The sequence below is a fragment of the Corynebacterium lemuris genome (assembly GCF_024919295.1).
GTDB classification, from domain to species: Bacteria; Actinomycetota; Actinomycetes; order Mycobacteriales; family Mycobacteriaceae; genus Corynebacterium; species Corynebacterium lemuris.
Genome location: NZ_JANWTC010000010.1, coordinates 30688 through 47453 on the forward strand (window position 1 = coordinate 30688; position 16766 = coordinate 47453).

A 16766-nucleotide genomic window follows, 5' to 3' on the forward strand; every position below is an offset into this window, starting at 1 on the left:
TGGGTCCCGGTCGGCGAAGGGCCGTCCGTTACCGCTCGTTGATCACAGTACGGTAACAGTTGGATGCCATTCAGGGAATCGACGACACGCCGAAACCCGCGGACACGTCACCCAACCCCTCGCATAAGTGCTGGAACATGGAGCACACCCCGCGCAGGTGTGAGAATGGTCACTCCACGCGGCAATAGACCCGCTCGAAGGTCTCCGAGACCTCCGCAGCGAACTCCTCCGGTTCCATCCCCCGGGCCCGGGCCACACACAGCGCCGTGTGGCCGATCAGGGCCGGCTCATTGCGCGCTCCGCGGAAAGGCTCCGGCGTCATGTAGGGCGCATCCGTCTCGATGAGCACCTGCCCCCGCGGCGCGATCCGCGCGACCTCCCGCAGCTCCGCATTCCGCTTGAACGTGACGTTTCCGGCGAAGCTGAGCACATAACCGCGCGCCAGGGCTTCTTCGGCCACCGCCAGCGGGGAGGAGAAGCAGTGCAGGATCGTCTCCACCGGCCGCGGGGCATCCGCCAGCACCCGCATGAGGTCCTCGTCCGCCTCCCGGTTGTGCAGCATCAGCGCCTTACCGGAGGACACCGCCAGATCGATGTGCCAGCGCAACGCCTCCTCCTGCATCTCCAGCGGGGCCGTGCGCTCCGGCTCATGCCGGATCCAGTAGGTGTCCAGACCGGTCTCCCCCACCGCCACGCAGCGCGGGTCGGCGACCAGCTCGGTGAGACGGGCACGGGCGGCCGCGTCGAGCTCGTGCGCGCGTGTCGGATGGATGGCACAGGCCGCGTAGACCCGCTCGTGGTGCTGCGCCGCCTGCAGCGCGAGTTCCGCCTCGGCGAGCCCGTCCCCGACCGTGCAGATCTGTTCCACACCTGCGTCCACTGCCCGGCCCACCAGGGCCGCCACCTCCTCCGGGGTCCGCGCCCCGGCCGATGCCAGATGGGTGTGGGCGTCGACGAGACCGGGGATCCGCTCGGCAGGCACGGGCGTGGGACGGGGTTTCTTCTTGGACATGCCTGCATTGTAGGGGCATGGAATTCTCCCGCCTGGTGGACCTCACCCGCCCGATGCGCCCGGGCCAGCCGAAGTTCCCCACCGATCCCGACATGACGGTCACGGCGCTGGCGGAGGCCGGTCCCGACAGCTTCCAGGTGCTCAACTACCATCTCGTCGGCCCCTGGGGCACGCACGTCGACGCCCCCGGCCACGCCCTGCCCGGTGCGCGCACCCTCGCCGACATCGCCCCGGAAGAGCTCATCCTCCCGCTGGTGGTCGTCCCGCTTATCGACGCCCCCTCCCTCACCGCCGCCGACCTCCTCCGCTGGGAGGCCCGCCACGGGCCGCTGCCGGAGGGTGGTTTCGTGGCGCTGCATACCGGCTGGACCGCCCACAACTCCCCCGCCACACCGGGCTGGGGCCTGGATGCGGTGCAGCTGCTGCACGAGCGCGGGGTGCGTGCCATCGGCCACGACACCCTCAACACCGACCCCGGCGCGCTGGTGGCGTGCGACGAGTACCCGGCGCAGCGCTACTGGCTGGAGAACGACCACTGGCAGGTCGAGTTCCTCACCAACCTGGAACAGGTTCCGGCGACAGGTGCCACGATGTGGGTGTCCTGGCCGGTGCCTGTCGGCGGTTCCTCCTTCTCTGCCCGCGCCCTGGCGGCGCTGCCCTAACCCCGGCTGGCCAGGGCGAAGGGCAGGACCGGCCGGCCGGTACGTTCCGCCAGTGCCGAACCGGCGACGGTGACCGACCAGCCGGTGTCGATCACATCGGTGACCAGCAGCACCGGCCCGTCCGTGGGGACGATCCCGCTGAAATCCCAGTGGTCGAGCAGCGCGGTGACCCGGTAGGCGGAGTTCTGGGCCGTGACCTCTCCCGCTCCGGGACGCACCGGCAGTACCCCGGCCCAGGCCATCCGGCCCACCGCGGCGACGGCCTCGGCCAGGGCAGCGGTGAATTCCGTGGCGGCGGGATCATGGGAGCCCAGGGCCACGACGGTGGTCGGGCGGGTGTCCCAGTCCCAGTCGGCGAGCACCGCGACGATGCGCGGCAGCCAGGTGTCCTGCTGCCACGGGGTAGTGGGCCGCCACGACCGGTCCGCCAGCAGGGCGTTCAGGGCCGGGCCGCGGGCGATGTCGTTGAGCCGGCCCAGGGCCCGCCCGGGCTCCACCCCGCGGATCCGGCCGCGCACGCTGATGCCGGTGGGCCACTGGCGGCGCTGGCTCAGGCGCACACCCGGGGCGGTGAGACGCTCCGCCACGCGCTGGGCGGTCGCCTCGTCGATGACAGTGTCCCAGCGGCGGCCGGTGCAGTTGTCGCAGCGGCCGCAGGGTGCGGTGGCTGTGGCGTCGTCGAGCTGACCGCGCAGGAAGAGCATGCGGCAGGAATCGGTGGCCTCGTAGGCGAGCATGGCCTCCTGCTCCGCCGTGCGGGCCTGCGCCAGCCCCGCGTAGCGGGTGGCGTCGTAGTGCCACTCCTGCCCCGTGCCGGTCCAACCGCCCTGCACCCGGCGGACCACCCCGTCCACGTCGAGGACCTTGAGCACCTGCTCCAGCCGGGAACGCGAAAGGTCCACCCGGGCCTCCAGCTTCATCGTCGACTGCGGCTCATCGGTGAGCACGCCGAGCAGCTGGCGGACGGTGGCCTCCTCCGGGAAGGAGACAGAGGCGAAATACTCCCAGATCTCCCGGTCCTCCACCCCGGGGAGCAGGATGACGTCGGCGCGTTCCGTGCCACGCCCGGCACGGCCGATCTGCTGGTAGTAGGACACCGGGGAGGCCGGGGCACCGACATGGACGACAAAACCCAGGTCGGGCTTGTCGAAGCCCATCCCCAACGCCGAGGTAGCCACCAGCGCCTTGAGTTCGTTGTTGATCAACGCGTGTTCCAGCCGCTCCCGCTCCCAGGCCTCCGTGCGCCCGGTGTAGGCGGCGACGTTCCAGCCGGCGGCATCCAGTGCCTCGGCCAGGTCCTCCGCGGCGGCGACGGTGAGGCAGTAGATGATGCCGGAGCCCTCCAGCTCCGCGAGGTGGGTGGCCAGCCAGGCGGGCCGGACCGTGGTGTCCGGCAGCCGCACCACCGCCAGATGCAGCGATTCCCGGTCCAGGCCGCCGCGCAGCACACCGGTGTCCGCCCCCAGCTGGGTCTGCACGTCGGTGACCACGCGGTCATTCGCAGTGGCGGTGGTGGCCAGGACGGGCACCCCCTCGCGCAGACCGGCCAGCAGGTCGCGGATGCGGCGGTAATCGGGCCGGAAATCGTGCCCCCAGTCGGAGATGCAGTGCGCCTCATCCACCACGACCATGCCGACGGTGGCCGCCAGTGCCGGCAGGACCTCATCCCGGAAACCGGGGTTGTTCAGGCGCTCCGGGGAGATGAGCAGCACGTCCACCTCACCGGCGGCGACCTGCGCCTCGATCTCTCTCCACTCCGTCATGTTCGCGCTGTTGAGCGTGGCCGCCCGGATCCCCGCCCGCTGCGCCGCCGCCACCTGGTTGCGCATGAGCGCCAGCAGCGGCGAGATGATCAGCGAGGCCCCCGCCCCGGAATCCCGGAGCAGTTTCGCCGCGATGAAATACACCGCCGACTTACCCCAGCCTGTGCGCTGGACCACCAGCATGCGGCGCCGGTGGTTGACCAGCGCGTCGATCGCGGTCCACTGGTCGTCGCGTAATTGTGCTTCCGGTCCTGCGATCCCGGTGAGAAGTTCATCGGCCCTGGCTCTGGTTGCGGTCATGGGGCCCACGGTAGCCCACACCCCCGACATCAGCGCTGAGCTGCGAGTTCGTCGTCGATGAAGACCTCACCCGCCGCCCGGTACCCCACCAGCGCCATGAGCACACACAGCGCCGCCAGCACCGGGATGATCAGGGACCAGTCCCCCGTCGCCTCCCGCGCCACACCCACCACGAAGGGGCCCAACGCGGCGATGACATAACCGATCGGCTGCACGAAGCCGGAGAGCCGGGCGGTGACCATGGGAGCGCGGCTGCGCGCCGGGATCAGTGCGATGGCGGTCGGGAAGCAGAAACCACCGAAGCCCAGCAGACCCGCCCACAGCAGCGGGGCGGCCGCCGGTGCCAGCCACAGGCCGACGTAACCGGCCGCGGTGACCCCCGAGAACACCACCGGCAGCCACACTATGCTGCGCATCCGGTCGATGACCACGGGCATGACCAGACCGCCGAGGACGGTGAAGCAACCGACGAGGACGAGCGACAGGCTGGCGGTGGCCGGGGAGACGCCGTGGTCGGTGTAGATCTTGGGCAGCCAGCCCATCTGGATGTAGGCCTGCATCGACTGCAGGCCGAAGAAGAACATGAGGAAGACCGCTGTAGGGGAACGCCAGAGGGAGACGTCGGTGGTCTCCCCACCCTGCGGGGTGGACTGCTCAGGCACGTCCTTCCCGGTGCGCAGGACCACCACTGTCCAGACGAGCACCTGGACCACGGCGGGCACGGCCCACAGGAACAACGCCCAGCGGAAGTCACCGGTGATCAGGGTCGAGAGCGGGCCGATCGCGCCGGAGAAACCGAGGATGGAGCCGTAGACGGTCATCAGGGCGACGATGTGGCGGCCGCCGTGATTCTTGATCCACGCCGGCAGCAGCACGTTGGCCACCGCGATGCCGGTGGTCACCAGGGCGGTGAGCACGATGAACACCCAGATGTCCCCCACCCAGGGACGCGCCGCCAGACCGGCCAGCGCGAACACCATGCCCACCAGCAGTGTGCGGCTCAGGCCCAGGCGCAGGGCCAGCGGCACGGCCAGCAGTCCGAAGACCGCGAAGCACAGGCCGGGGATGGCGGTGATGACCCCGGCGAGGGAACCGCCGGCACCGAAGGCGGCGAGGGTGTCATCGAGCACCCCGCCGAGCGAGGAGATCCCCGCGCGCAGGTTGAAGGCGGCGGTGAACACCGCCAGAAACAGCAGCAGGGCGGGGATGGTGGATCTCGACTTCACTGGGGGCTCCTCGGATGGCAGGCCCCCAGCGTAGTACGTCACACCTTTACTGGACGGGCGCCCACTCCGGGCCGGTCTCCGCGAGCTCCGGCTCCAGCTTCTGGATCAGCGGCGCCGGCTTGGCCAGCGGGGTGCCCGGCACGACGTCGACGCGCTGCCACACAGCCTGCTGGGTGGTGTAGTCACCGGTGATCACCGGGTAGCTCTGTCCCGCCTCGGGCAGACCGACACCGACCAGCTCAACGGGCATGTCGTCGGTGACCTCGTGGATCTCCGGCTTCGCGGCCCACACCCCCTCGCGGCCGAGGGTCTCGTGCACCTGCTGGGCGATGTGCGGCAGGTACGGGGTGAGCAGCACATTGCAGTCGGAGACCACCTGCAGCGCGGTCCACAGCACGGTGGCCAGTCGCTCGCGCTGGGACTCGTCCTTGGCCAGCTTCCACGGCTCCTGTTCCGCGATGTAGGCGTTGGCCTCACCGACGACGTGCATGGCGGCGGTGATGCCGTTCTTGAACTTCGACAGCGCCAGGTTATCGCCGGCGATATCGAAGGTGGCGGCGGCCAGATCCAGGATCCGCAGGTCAGCATCGCTGAGCTCGCCCGGGGTGGGTACCTCGCCGAAGTTCTTGTGCGCCATGGACACGGTGCGGTTGACCAGGTTGCCCCAGCCGTTGGCCAGCTCGTTGTTCACCCGGCGGATGAATTCCTCCCAGGTGAAGTCCGTATCGGTGTTCTCCGGGCCCGCCACGGCGATGAAATAACGCAGCGGGTCCGGGCCGAACTCGGCGAGGAAGTCCTTCACGTAGATGACCACGCCCTTGGAGGAGGAGAACTTCGAGCCCGACATGGTGAGGAACTCGGAGGAGACGACCTCGGTCGGCAGGTTGATCTCGCCGTATTTATGCACCTCGCCGCCCTTGGCGCCCTTACCCGCGTAACCGAGCAGCTCCGCCGGCCAGATCTGGGAGTGGAAGGTGATGTTGTCCTTGCCCATGAAGTAGTAACCGGCGGCGGCCGGATCCTGCCACCACTGCTTCCAGGCGTCCGGCTCGCCGGTGCGCCACGCCCACTCGATGGAGGCGGAGAGGTAGCCGATGACGGCATCAAACCAGACGTAGAGCTTCTTGGCGTTGTTGTCCGCCCAGCCCTCCACCGGAATCGGCACACCCCAGTCGATGTCGCGGGTCATGGCGCGCGGGCGCAGGTCATCGAGCAGGTTGAGGGAGAACTTCAACACATTGGGGCGCCAGTCCTCGCGGCCCTTCAGCCACTCCCCCAGCGCCTCAGCCAGCGAGGGCAGGTCAAGGAGGAAGTGCTCGGTCTCGACGAAATCGGGGGTCTCGCCGTTCACCTTGGAGACCGGGTTGATCAGGTCGGCCGGGTCGAGCTGGTTGCCGCAGTTGTCGCACTGGTCACCGCGGGCCCCGTCGGCGCTGCAGATCGGACAGGTGCCCTCGATGTAGCGGTCCGGCAGGGTACGCCCGGTCGACGGGGAGACCGCCCCCATGGTGGTCTCCCGGATCATGTAGCCGTTCTCGTACAGGCCGGTGAACAGCTCCTGGACCACGGCGTAGTGGTTGCGGGTGGTGGTGCGGGTGAACAGGTCATAGGACAGGCCGAGCCCGGCGAGGTCCTCGACGATCTGCCGGTTGTAGCGGTCGGCGAGCTCCTTGACGGTCACGCCCTCCTTGTCGGCCTGCACCAGCAGCGGTGTGCCGTGTTCATCCGTGCCCGAGACCATGAGGACCTCGTTGCCGATCATCCGCTGGTAGCGGGCGAAGACATCGGAGGGGACGCCGAAACCGGCGACGTGTCCGATGTGGCGGGGGCCGTTCGCATACGGCCAGGCAACGGAGACAAGCACAGACTGGGTCATGTGCTCCACCTTATTTCATGGGTGTCGCTCTGCCGCGCTTGGTCAGTCTCTTCTCCCGGCGCGCCTTCTGTTCCTCCTTCTTCACGTGCTCGGCATGGATGCGGCGTTCCCGGGACAGGCGGGAGTTGAAGTCGAGCTGGGAACGGTGGTCGAGGTAGAGGACGTCGTTGCGCAGATCCTTCACCAGGGCGAACATGAGCAGGATGATGATCACCAGGAAGGGGCTGGCGGCGACGATGGTGATGGACTGCAGGTTGGCCAGGGAGTCCTCGCTGGAGGTGAGCATGACCATGCCCACGGCCGCGGTCATCAGGCCCCACGATGCCGAGACCCACGGGGTGGCGTCACCGCGGCCGTGCTGGGACAGGGTGCCCATCACCGTCGAGGCGGAGTCGGCGGAGGTGATGAAGAAGGTGCCCAGCAGGATCACGGCGAGCACACCCATGATCGTGCCGCCGGGCAGGGTGTGCAGCAGGCTGAACAGCTGGGATTCGGCGGAGCCGTCACCCCAGATCGAACGGCCCTCCTGCTCGAGGGTGATCGCGGTGCCGCCGAAGATGGAGAACCACACCGTGGAGACCACCGACGGCACCACCAGCACACCGATGGTGAACTCCCGGATGGTGCGGCCCCGGGAGATCCGGGCCAGGAACATGCCGACGAAGGGCGACCAGGAGATCCACCACGCCCAGTAGAAGACGGTCCAGCTGCCCAGCCACTCGCCGGCGGTGCCGTCGGCGGACATGGCGGTGCGGCCGGCCATCTCGAAGAACTGGGCGAAATAGGACGAGATCGACGTGGGCATGAGGTTGAGCATCGAGACGGTCGGGCCGAGAACGAAGACGAAGATGGCCAGGACCGCCGCCATGATCATGTTCGCGTTGGACAGGTACTGGATGCCCTTGCCCACGCCCGAGATCGCGGAGAGCACGAAGGCGAGCGTGAGCACGGCGACGATGCCCACGATGGTGGACATGCCGGGCGAGTCGATGATCCCGGAGGCGGAGATTCCGGCGCGGATCTGCAGGGCACCGATGCCGAGGGAGGTGGCGGTGCCGAAGATGGTGGCGATGATCGCCAGACAGTCGATCAACCGGCCGAGCCCGCCGCGGGCCCGCTTCTCACCGATGAGGGGGATGAAGGCGGAGGAGATCAGCTGACGGCGCCGCAGGCGGAAGGTAGAGTAGGCGATGGCCAGCCCGACGATCGCGTAGATGGCCCAGGGGTGCAGGGTCCAGTGGAAGAGGGTGCCCGCCATCGCGGTGCCCACCTCCTGCGGCGCATGGGCGGGCACACCGTCACGGTAGAAGGTCAGCGGCTCGGTCGCGCCGTAGAACATCAGGCCGATGCCCATGCCGGCGGCGAACATCATTGCGATCCAGGAGACGGTGCGGAACTCCGGCGCCTCATCATCCCCGCCGAGGCGGATGGCGCCGAATTTGCTCACCCCGACGATGATCATGAACGCGACGAAGACGGTGCCGAAGATGATGAAGGCCCAGCCGAGCTGCTCCACCACGAAGGTCAGTGCGTTCGCGGCGAAACCCGCGAAGCTGTCGGGCCCGATCAGACCCCAGCCGACGGTGAGGAGGACGACGGCAGCGGCCGGCAGGATGATCCACCAGTCGAACTTCGGGTCGTCGTACTCTCTGCGGGCGGGTTTTTCTGCGGTGGCCTGCTCAATCTGGTCGCCGATGACATCGGCGTCCGACATCATCGACGCCAGTTCCTCGGTGGCAGTGGGATCCGGCTGCCCTTTGTCCGGGTCTGTAGTGGTCATTACTCAAGTTTCCCAGCCCGGGGGCGGGTTTCAAGGAGAAAACGGGGCACCACCCCCGGTAATCGGGCGCTTCTCGGGTCTTTAGGCGACCGTTATCCGGACCCGACGCAGGTCAGGTGACCTGAATCACCGGAAAACTCACAACCTCATAACAATATTTGCGGAAGCTCAACGGGCGGCCAGGACCGCCTCGTAGAGTTCCCGGTTGGACACCCCCCGCCCGGCGGCGACCTGCCGGCAGGCATCCTTCAGTCGCATGCCCTCGCCCACCAGGGACTCCACCACGGGCACCAGCTTCTCGACGTCCACCTCAGCCGCGCTCCCACCCTCGATGACGACGGTGATCTCCCCCTTCACGCCTTCCGCAGCCCATTCCGCCAGCTCCGGAAGGGTGCCCCGGCGGACCTCCTCGTAAGTTTTGGTCAGCTCCCGGCACACCGCCGCGCGGCGCTCCGGGCCGAGCACCTCCGCAGCCAACTCCAGTGTCTCGGCCAGGCGGTGCGGGGACTCGAAGAAACACGCCGCGCGTTCCTCGGTGCGCAGCGACTCCAGCCACTCCCGGCGCGGGCCCGCCTTGCGCGGGGCGAAACCGTCGAAGAGGAAACGGCCCACCGGCAGGCCGGACAGGGCCAGGGCCGTCGGCACGGCGGAGGGGCCGGGCAGGCAGGTGACGGGCACGCCCGCGGTGTGGGCGGCGTCGACAAGCGAGAAACCGGGGTCGGAGACCAGCGGCATGCCGGCGTCGGTGACCACGAGGACGATGCCGCTGCGGGCGGCGTCGAGAAGCTGGCGCGCGCGCCCCTGCTCGTTGTGGTCGAAGTTGGACACCACCTTCCCGCGGATCTCCACACCGAGGGCGGTCGCGAGGTTGCGCACCCGGCGGGTGTCCTCGGCGGCGATCACATCCGCTCCGGCGAGCGCGGCGCGCAGGCGGGGGGAGGCGTCGTGGATGTTGCCCAGCGGGGTGGCGGCGAGCACCACACCGCGGGGCGGCAGCAGGGAGTTGTCGGGGACCATGTCTGCCATGCTAGGCGTTGGGGCCGTGACCTAGACTCGTTCGGGTGAGTACCGCCGTCGACAGCCAGCCCCGTTTCGCCGCCCGCGTACGGCCGGTGACCCCGCGGCCCCTGTCCTGGACCCGGGCGGACACTCTCAGCACGCTCCTCATCGCTGTACTGGCCCTGGCCACCCGCTTCGTCGGACTGACCACGGCGACCTCCTCGGGCACCCCGGTCTTCGACGAGAAGCACTACGTCCCCCAGGCCTGGGACATGGTGCGCTCCTCCGTGAACCCGCTCATCGGCGGCATCGAGTCCAACCCGGGTTACGGCCTGGTGGTGCACCCACCGGTGGCCAAGCAGCTCATCGCGCTCGGCGAGTGGGTCTTCGGCTACACGCCCCTGGGCTGGCGGTTCATGGTGGCGCTCTTCGGCTCCGCCACGGTCGTGGTCACGATGCTGCTGGTGCGGCGCCTGGCGGGTACCTGGCAGGTGGCCACCTTCGCCGGCCTGCTGGCCGTATTCGACGGGGTGCTGCTGGTCAGTTCGCGTTTCGGCATGCTCGACATCTTCCAGGTCTTCTTCATGGTGGCGGCCGCCCTGGCCCTGGTCTGCGACCATGAGCAGATGCGCGGCCGGATCCACCGGGCCTGGCGCACAGGGAACATGGGGGATTCCCCGCTGGGCCCCCGCCTGGGTTTCCGCTGGTGGCGTTTCACCGCCGGTGTCCTCCTCGGTCTCGCCCTGGGTGTGAAGTGGTCGGGCCTGTACTACATGGCCTTCTTCGGCCTGCTGGCTGTATTCCTGGATCTGTCGCTGCGGCGGCGCTACGGTGTGCCCCGGCCGGTGCTCGGCGCGCTGGTCCGGGACGCCTTCCCGGCCTTCGCCGCCATCGTCATCGTCCCCGTGCTGGTCTACCTGTGGTCCTGGCGCGCCTGGTTCGCCTCCGAGACCGCCGTCTACCGCCACGCCAAGGTCGACGGCTCCATGGACGCCGATACCTGGGCCCGGTTCCTGCCCGACTGGGCCGCGGGTTTCGTCCACTACCACCAGTCGGTCCTCGGCTTCCACGCCTCCCTGACCACCTCCGGCGGCCACTCCCACCCCTGGGACTCCAAACCCTGGTCCTGGCTGGTGGCGGGTCGGCCGATCCTCTACTACTCCTCCACCGACATCGACTGCATGGCCGGCACCTGCCGCCGCATGATCCACCTCTTCGGAACCCCGGCGATCTGGTGGTTGACGGTGCCGGTGCTGGCCTGGGCACTGTGGTGCCTGGTCATCCGCCGGGACCGCCGCTTCCTCGTACCGGTCGTCGCCTTCGCCGCCGGTTTCCTCCCCTGGCTGGTCGGCTACGACCGGCAGATGTACTTCTTCTACGCCACGGCCCTCAGCCCCTTCATCATCGCGATGCTGGCGCTGACCCTGGGACAGCTGCACGGCCGCGGCAGACCGGTCGGGTGGCTGTGGCTGCGCCGGTTGGCCGGGGGCGGGATCCGCTGGGGCACGGTCGCGGTGATCGCCTACCTCGCCCTGGTGGTGGCGATGTTCCTCTACTGGTCCCCCATCCTCTACGGCTACCTCGTCCCCGAGGGCTGGTATCAGTCGCTGATGTGGCTGCCCAGCTGGCGTTAGACCGGATCTGCCCCCAGGTCCCGCCACACGGCACGCAGCGTGACGTAACCGTGGTGGTTGAGCCACGTCCACACCATGCCCACGGCAGTGAACAGCAGCAGCCCCAGGCCCAGCAGCTGGGTGCCGGCGACAGCGTCGAGCACCAGGTCGCGCACCACGAAACCGAACATGAACGTCCACAGCGCAGCCACCACCGGCAGCAGACCGGAGACCAGGCGGGGTTTCCACGCGATGGTCAGCAGGCCGAGGGCGAGGGAGAGGCGGAAGGCGGCGGCGTCGACAAGCAGTGAGGCGGTGCGCGGCTCAGCGTCGGGGGAGACCACACCCTCGCTGCTGACGGGAGTGAGTCCGCCGGCGTCACCGAGCAGCTGCACACCCCACGCCACCCAGAGCACAGCGGCGATGACCAGCAGGATCCGGGAGACCACCAGGCCCACCTGGCGGGCACCGGCGGTACGACGCCACTCCGGCTCCACGCCCGCGAGGATGGCCTCCGACAGATCCGGCGGAGTCATGCCCCCGTCCACCGGCTCCGCGAAACGCAGACGCCGGCTCAGTGCCACCGCCTCGTCCCGGAACTGCCGGCACTCGGGGCAGCTGGCCACATGTGTGTCCACGATGTCCTCGTCCAGCGGGGACGGTTCACCGTCGAGACGCGCGGAGAGTGCCGCCTGCACCTGGTCATGGTCAATCACGTGTCAGCACCCCGTCCAGGCTCGCCCGCCCCGCCCCGAAAACCACGATCATCATCAACGCCGCCACCATCACGACGGGAAACTCCACGCCACCGGTGGTGGTGAAAAAGCCCGCGCCGACGTGCACGAACCACAACGCCGCCACCATGAGCAGCGCCAGCACACCCGCCACCAGGGTGGTGAGCAACCCCACCACCAGCAGCGCACCGCCCAGCAGTTCCGTGGCCATGACCAGCCAGACCGAGAACTTCGGCTGCGGCACACCCCACGCACTGAACTGGCCGGTGGTCTCTGTCAGCCCGGTGAGGAAGAGCTTGTCCCACCCGTGGGCGACGAACACGGTACCGAGGACGATACGCAGAAACAGCAGCGCAGCATCCCTCACAACCGGTTTGTCCATGCGATTAGACTACCCCGAAAGACCCCGACCCCCGGAGAAGGGAGTCCCCGTGCTCATTGACTCACCCCTCGGCCCCCTCAGTCTGACGGCCAGCGACACCGGCCTCACCCGAATCGACTTCGGCGGACCGGACGGCCCCTCCTCGCCGCTGCTTCTCGACGCCGCCCACCAGCTCGCCGAGTACTTCGCCGGCGAACGCCTGCTTTTCGACATCCCCCTCGACCTCCCCGACGGAGGTTTCCGCACCGCCGCCCAGGCCTGCCTCGAGGACATCCCCTACGGTCAGACCGTCACCTACACCGAACTCGCCGCCAACTGCGGCAACCCGAAGGCTGTCCGTGCCGTGGGCAGCGCCTGCGCCACCAACCCGGTGCCCATCATCCGCCCCTGCCACCGTGTGCTGCGCACCGACGGTTCTCTCGGTGGCTACCGTGGCGGCCTCGACGCGAAAAAATGGCTGCTGGAACACGAACAACGGGTCCTCGGGAACCATTGAACCGGCCACGCAGTCCAATAAGACATGACCGACGCTGAATTCACCGACCTGATCACCGGCTCCGACGGACTTGCCCGCCCCGCCTGGGCCGCCACCACCGACCTGCTGCGCGAGTACTACGACACCGAATGGGGCATGCCCGTGCGCACTGAACAGGGGCTGTTCGAACGCCTCAGCCTGGAGACCTTCCAGGCGGGCCTGTCCTGGGAACTGGTCCTGCGCAAACGCGAAGGTTTCCGCCGGGCCTTCGCAGACTTCGACCCCGAAAAGGTGGCCGTCTTCGGGGAGGAAGATGTTGCCCGGTTGCTGACCAACCCCGAGATCATCCGCAACGAACGCAAGATCCGGGCGGTGATCACCAACGCCCAGGCCACACTGGCCCTGCGGGAACAGGGTGGTCTCGCCGAGCTCATCTGGTCCCACCAGCCCGCGCACACCCCCTGCCCGCGTACCCTCGCAGAGGTCGCCTCCCGCTCCCCCGAATCCGAGGCGCTCACCCGGGAGCTCAAGGCCGCCGGCTTCCGCTTCGTCGGCCCCACCATGCTCTACGCACTCATGGAGGCCGTGGGCATGGTGGACACGCACCTGCTCGGCTCCCACCGGCGGGGATCCTCCGGACTGTGGAGCTAAGGGGAATCGAACCCCTGACCTTCGCGTTGCGAACGCGACGCTCTACCAACTGAGCTATAGCCCCTTGAAGGTGCTGCAGCCCAGATTACTCCCCGGTTACCTGAGCAGAAAAATCAGCCTACGCGGCGGCTGTAGCGGTCATCGTGGTGGCGCTGGCGATCGGGGAGCTGGGCGACCCGGGTGTCGGCAACCGGCAGGTGCTCGAAGTCGGGGGATTCGTCGTCACGCTCGAGGACGACGGCACCCGGCCGGCGCAGACGCCGCGGAAGATCCAGCTCGTCGTCGTTGGCACTGCGGACCCCCAGGCGTGCGCGGCGCAGCTGGCGGATGCGGCGCATGCGCAGGGCCTGCTCCTCACGGACCTGGCTGCGCAGGGCGGTCAGGTACACAGCGGTGACCACCACTGCCAGCGCAGGGAGCAGCCAGCTCCAGCTCCAGCTGCCGATGACGAAGGCGATGATCGCGGTGATCACGACAGCCGCGGCCAGACCGATGAGGGTCCGCTGGCGGCGCTGGTAGCGGGTGAGCGAGTACTCGGCGTCGGCGACCGGGTCCCAGCCGCCGCGGGCGGCACGGTGCTCGGCGAATTCGATCTCGTCCTCGGAGAGCTCATCGTCGGAGAGGTCAGCGCTCAGCTGCTCGTCCTTCTCCACCTCATCCTCGACGTCCTCAGCCGTCGTCTCCCCTGCCTCAGCGGAATCGGGGTAGAGGAAATCAGACGGGGAGGTGTAGGAGTCGTCGTAGGCGTAGGTCGTCTCCTCCTCGTCCCACTCGTCCCAGTCCGCGGTGACGGTGGTACCGGATTCCTCCGCGGCCGCCACCGCCTTCTGCTCCTCGATCTCGGTCACCTGCGCGATGGGGGCCAGTTCATGGACCACTCCCCCGTCGACAATCTCGGCCGGCTCCCCGGTACGGGTGAACAGGCCCTTGCTGGAGCGGGTGGGCAGGTCGTCGTCGAGCAGCACCTCGTCGGCGTCGACAAGCTCGTAGTCGAGGGTCTCGTCCTCCTCGTCGGCGGGGGCCGGGCGGACATCCGTGGCGGCCAGGCGGGGACGGCGGCGGGCAGACAGATCCCCGGAGCCACCCTGGTGGATGACGCGGGTGTCGTCGAAGGCCTCCCCGGCCTTGCGGATCGGCTTCTGGCCACGCAGAAGAAGAGGTGCGAGCACAAACAGCCACACCACGATGATCAGAACGATGATCAGGCTTCCGGACACGTTGTGTACCTCTTCCTCCGGGAGGGGACGGGAACTTCCCCCAAGGTTATCCGCGCTGTTTCAGCAACCACTCCTGCCACGCCGGGAAAAGTCGCCTGAGTCACTTGAGTCTCCCGATGCGACGGAGTCGATCGACGCAGGTGTCGGGATGGTCCTCCACGTTCTGGGCAACGAAATGATGGTCACGCCACCGGCCGTCAATGTGCAGGTTCGCCCGCAGGTACCCTTCCGTACGGAAACCGTTGAGCGCCAGTACCCTGCCGGAGGCCGGGTTATCGGGCAGGTAGGTGGCGGTGACCCGGTGCAGGCCGATGCGCCGGAAGGCATGGTCAGTGCCCAGCCCGCACGCGACGGTGGCCACCCCCCGCCCCATGTGGGCGGAGTGGACCCAGTAGCCGATCCAGCAGTCCGAGAGGCTGCCGTGCTGGATGCTGCCCAGGGTGACCTGGCCGGCGAAACGCCCGTCCAACTCGATGATGAGGGGGATGACCTGCCCGTCGCGGGAGGCCTCCCGCATGCTGGTGAAGTAGTTCCACCAGGCGGCGGAGGAATGGGCCGCCTCCCAACCGCCCGGCACGGTGGGTTCGACGGGGCGGAGAAAGGCTTCGTCGAGGAGCCGCTGTTCCCGCCAGGGACGCGAATCCCGGGAGGTCAGCGGGCGCAGGCGGAGCCTGCCGCCGTCCGGGAGACGTACGGTCGGCGTGGATTCCGGCCAGCCGGGATGGTTCAGGTCGCGGGGGCCACGGACAGGTTCCCGGAAGGAGCGGGCTGCGGTACCGAAGGGGTCCAACACGTCGCCGTCAGCTGCCCTGCGCCAGGAACATGACGTCGACGATGTCACCGGGCCGGATCTCGGTGACCTCCTCCGGCACCCGGATCAGGGCGTTGGCCTCAGCCAGTCCTGCCAGCAGATGGGCGGGCGCACCCGTGGCAGCGCCGATGCCCTCGACGAGGTAGTCACTGGTCTCTGCGTCCCGCATGAGGCGGGCACGGATGAAACCGAGGCGGCCCTCCCGGGAGGCGATGTGGTTGAGTGCGCGTGCACGTACCATCCGTCGGGCAATGTTGCGTTTGCCCAGGGAGATACGGATGAGCGGGCGGATGAACACCTCGAAGGTAACCAGCGCGGAGACCGGGTTGCCCGGCAGGAGGAACACGGGAATGCGCTCCTCCCCCAGCAGGCCGAAACCCTGGACGGAACCGGGGTGCACTGCGACGCGGGAGGTGTCGATCTCCCCGAGTTCCTCGATGACCTTCCGGAACATCTCCGAACCCGAACCGCCCACGGCACCGGAGATGACGATGAGTTCGCTGCGCTGGATCTGCGCCTCGAGGATCTCCTTCAGACGGCGTGGTTCCCCACCCGCGATGCCGACCCGGTGGACGTCGGCCCCCGCCTCCCGACCGGCGGCGGCCAGTGCGTAGGAGTTGACGTCGTAGACCTGGCCGAGGCCGGGCTCCCGGTCGATGTCAACGAGTTCCCTGCCTACGGAGATCACGGACATCCGGGGGCGGGGGTAGACCAGCACCTTGGAGCGGCCCACTGCGGCCAGCAGCCCGATCTGGGCGGGGCCGAGGACGGCTCCCGCGGTGACGGCAACGTCCCCGGGCTGGATGTCATCACCTGTGCGGCGGACAAACTCACCGGATCGTACGGCCCGGTGAGCGGTGACCCGCCGGCGTCCCCGGTCGGTCCACTCCAGGGGGAGGACTGCATCAGCGAGGGTGGGCAGCGGGGCGCCGGTGTGAACCCGCACGGCCTGTTTCGGCTGGAGGCGCAGGGGCTGCTGCGATCCGGCGGCGACCTCACCGACAACGGGCAGTGAACGTTCCAGCACTTCGACAGGCGCGTCCGGGTCGAGGACCGGGGCGCCGAGTCTCTTCTCACCGCCGACGTCCACAGCCCGCACGGCATAACCGTCGATCGCGGCCTGGGGAAAACCCGGCAGGGCGCGGGTGGCCTGCACCTCTTCGGCGCACATCAGGCCGAGGGCGTCGGCGATGGCGATGCGCACCGGCTCGGGCGTGACCGCCGCGTCGGTGACAAGCGCGAGCTGTTGTTCAACGGAACGCACT

Annotated in this window: 15 protein-coding genes and 1 tRNA gene; 4 read left to right on the top strand and 12 right to left on the bottom strand. The window is 68.7% G+C overall.

What is annotated here, in order from left to right; all coding sequences use genetic code 11:
- Window positions 1-169 precede the first annotated feature (169 nt).
- Window positions 170-1012, bottom strand: coding sequence for a TatD family hydrolase (locus NYP18_RS12140; RefSeq protein ID WP_259428473.1), 843 nt, complete (start codon window positions 1010-1012; stop codon window positions 170-172).
- A gap of 17 nt (window positions 1013-1029) precedes the next feature.
- Here NYP18_RS12140 and NYP18_RS12145 point away from each other — a divergent pair, with 17 nt between their 5' ends.
- Window positions 1030-1674, top strand: a complete 645-nt coding sequence (locus tag NYP18_RS12145; protein WP_259428474.1) for a cyclase family protein — start codon at window positions 1030-1032, stop codon at window positions 1672-1674.
- Here NYP18_RS12145 and NYP18_RS12150 read toward each other — a convergent pair.
- The 5 genes from NYP18_RS12150 to rsmI form a co-directional block, all read right to left on the bottom strand.
- Window positions 1671-3737, bottom strand: a complete 2067-nt coding sequence (locus tag NYP18_RS12150) for a RecQ family ATP-dependent DNA helicase (protein ID WP_259428475.1) — start codon at window positions 3735-3737, stop codon at window positions 1671-1673. The genes NYP18_RS12145 and NYP18_RS12150 overlap by 4 nt on opposite strands.
- 29 nt (window positions 3738-3766) lie before the next feature.
- Window positions 3767-4963 (bottom strand): MFS transporter, encoded by a 1197-nt coding sequence (locus NYP18_RS12155; protein WP_259428476.1) that lies wholly within the window; start codon window positions 4961-4963, stop codon window positions 3767-3769.
- Window positions 4964-5009: 46 nt separating this feature from the next.
- Window positions 5010-6839 carry a methionine--tRNA ligase gene (metG, locus tag NYP18_RS12160; RefSeq protein WP_259428477.1) on the bottom strand — a complete coding sequence of 610 codons (1830 nt, stop codon included), beginning with the start codon at window positions 6837-6839 and terminating at the stop codon, window positions 5010-5012.
- 10 nt (window positions 6840-6849) lie between these two features.
- The gene (locus NYP18_RS12165; protein ID WP_259428478.1) at window positions 6850-8619 is read right to left on the bottom strand and encodes a BCCT family transporter; all 1770 of its coding nucleotides are present in this window, start codon (window positions 8617-8619) and stop codon (window positions 6850-6852) included.
- 168 nt (window positions 8620-8787) lie between these two features.
- A complete protein-coding gene (gene rsmI, locus NYP18_RS12170; protein ID WP_259428479.1) occupies window positions 8788-9636 on the bottom strand; it encodes a 16S rRNA (cytidine(1402)-2'-O)-methyltransferase in 849 nt (282 codons plus the stop codon).
- A 44-nt stretch (window positions 9637-9680) separates the two neighbouring features.
- Here rsmI and pmt point away from each other — a divergent pair, with 44 nt between their 5' ends.
- Window positions 9681-11252, top strand: coding sequence for a protein O-mannosyltransferase (gene pmt / locus NYP18_RS12175; protein ID WP_439648096.1), 1572 nt, complete (start codon window positions 9681-9683; stop codon window positions 11250-11252).
- Here the strand turns inward: pmt and NYP18_RS12180 are convergent.
- Window positions 11249-11947, bottom strand: coding sequence for a zf-HC2 domain-containing protein (locus tag NYP18_RS12180; protein ID WP_259428480.1), 699 nt, complete (start codon window positions 11945-11947; stop codon window positions 11249-11251). The two genes, pmt and NYP18_RS12180, sit on opposite strands and share 4 nt — an antisense overlap.
- On the bottom strand, window positions 11940-12347 hold the full coding sequence (locus tag NYP18_RS12185) for a DoxX family protein (RefSeq protein WP_259428481.1): 408 nt from the start codon (window positions 12345-12347) through the stop codon (window positions 11940-11942). The genes NYP18_RS12180 and NYP18_RS12185 overlap by 8 nt, the downstream gene beginning before the upstream one ends.
- A gap of 49 nt (window positions 12348-12396) precedes the next feature.
- Between NYP18_RS12185 and NYP18_RS12190 the strand changes: the two genes are divergently transcribed.
- Together NYP18_RS12190 and NYP18_RS12195 are read left to right on the top strand one after the other, a co-directional pair.
- Window positions 12397-12843, top strand: a complete 447-nt coding sequence (locus tag NYP18_RS12190; protein ID WP_439648097.1) for a methylated-DNA--[protein]-cysteine S-methyltransferase — start codon at window positions 12397-12399, stop codon at window positions 12841-12843.
- 24 nt (window positions 12844-12867) lie between these two features.
- The gene (locus tag NYP18_RS12195; RefSeq protein WP_259428483.1) at window positions 12868-13473 is read left to right on the top strand and encodes a DNA-3-methyladenine glycosylase I; all 606 of its coding nucleotides are present in this window, start codon (window positions 12868-12870) and stop codon (window positions 13471-13473) included.
- Here NYP18_RS12195 and NYP18_RS12200 read toward each other — a convergent pair.
- The 4 genes from NYP18_RS12200 to glp all read right to left on the bottom strand — a co-directional run bounded on the left by NYP18_RS12200 (window position 13465) and on the right by glp (window position 16765).
- Window positions 13465-13537, bottom strand: a tRNA-Ala gene (locus tag NYP18_RS12200). The two genes, NYP18_RS12195 and NYP18_RS12200, sit on opposite strands and share 9 nt — an antisense overlap.
- A 49-nt stretch (window positions 13538-13586) precedes the next feature.
- Window positions 13587-14690, bottom strand: a complete 1104-nt coding sequence (gene sepX, locus NYP18_RS12205; RefSeq protein WP_259428484.1) for a divisome protein SepX/GlpR — start codon at window positions 14688-14690, stop codon at window positions 13587-13589.
- 100 nt (window positions 14691-14790) lie between these two features.
- The gene (locus NYP18_RS12210; RefSeq protein ID WP_259428485.1) at window positions 14791-15483 is read right to left on the bottom strand and encodes a GNAT family N-acetyltransferase; all 693 of its coding nucleotides are present in this window, start codon (window positions 15481-15483) and stop codon (window positions 14791-14793) included.
- Between the two features lie 7 nt (window positions 15484-15490).
- Window positions 15491-16765, bottom strand: coding sequence for a molybdotransferase-like divisome protein Glp (gene glp, locus NYP18_RS12215; RefSeq protein WP_259428486.1), 1275 nt, complete (start codon window positions 16763-16765; stop codon window positions 15491-15493).
- Window position 16766: the final 1 nt, after the last annotated feature.

Excerpts from the sequence above, each read along its gene's own strand:
- NYP18_RS12140 (WP_259428473.1), bottom strand. The coding sequence starts at position 1,012 with ATGTCCAAGAAGAAACCCCGTCCCACGCCCGTGCCTGCCGAGCGGATC.
- NYP18_RS12145 (WP_259428474.1), top strand. The coding sequence starts at position 1,030 with ATGGAATTCTCCCGCCTGGTGGACCTCACCCGCCCGATGCGCCCGGGC.
- NYP18_RS12150 (WP_259428475.1), bottom strand. The coding sequence starts at position 3,737 with ATGACCGCAACCAGAGCCAGGGCCGATGAACTTCTCACCGGGATCGCA.
- metG (WP_259428477.1), bottom strand. The coding sequence starts at position 6,839 with ATGACCCAGTCTGTGCTTGTCTCCGTTGCCTGGCCGTATGCGAACGGC.
- NYP18_RS12165 (WP_259428478.1), bottom strand. The coding sequence starts at position 8,619 with ATGACCACTACAGACCCGGACAAAGGGCAGCCGGATCCCACTGCCACC.
- rsmI (WP_259428479.1), bottom strand. The coding sequence starts at position 9,636 with ATGGTCCCCGACAACTCCCTGCTGCCGCCCCGCGGTGTGGTGCTCGCC.
- NYP18_RS12185 (WP_259428481.1), bottom strand. The coding sequence starts at position 12,347 with ATGGACAAACCGGTTGTGAGGGATGCTGCGCTGCTGTTTCTGCGTATC.
- NYP18_RS12195 (WP_259428483.1), top strand. The coding sequence starts at position 12,868 with ATGACCGACGCTGAATTCACCGACCTGATCACCGGCTCCGACGGACTT.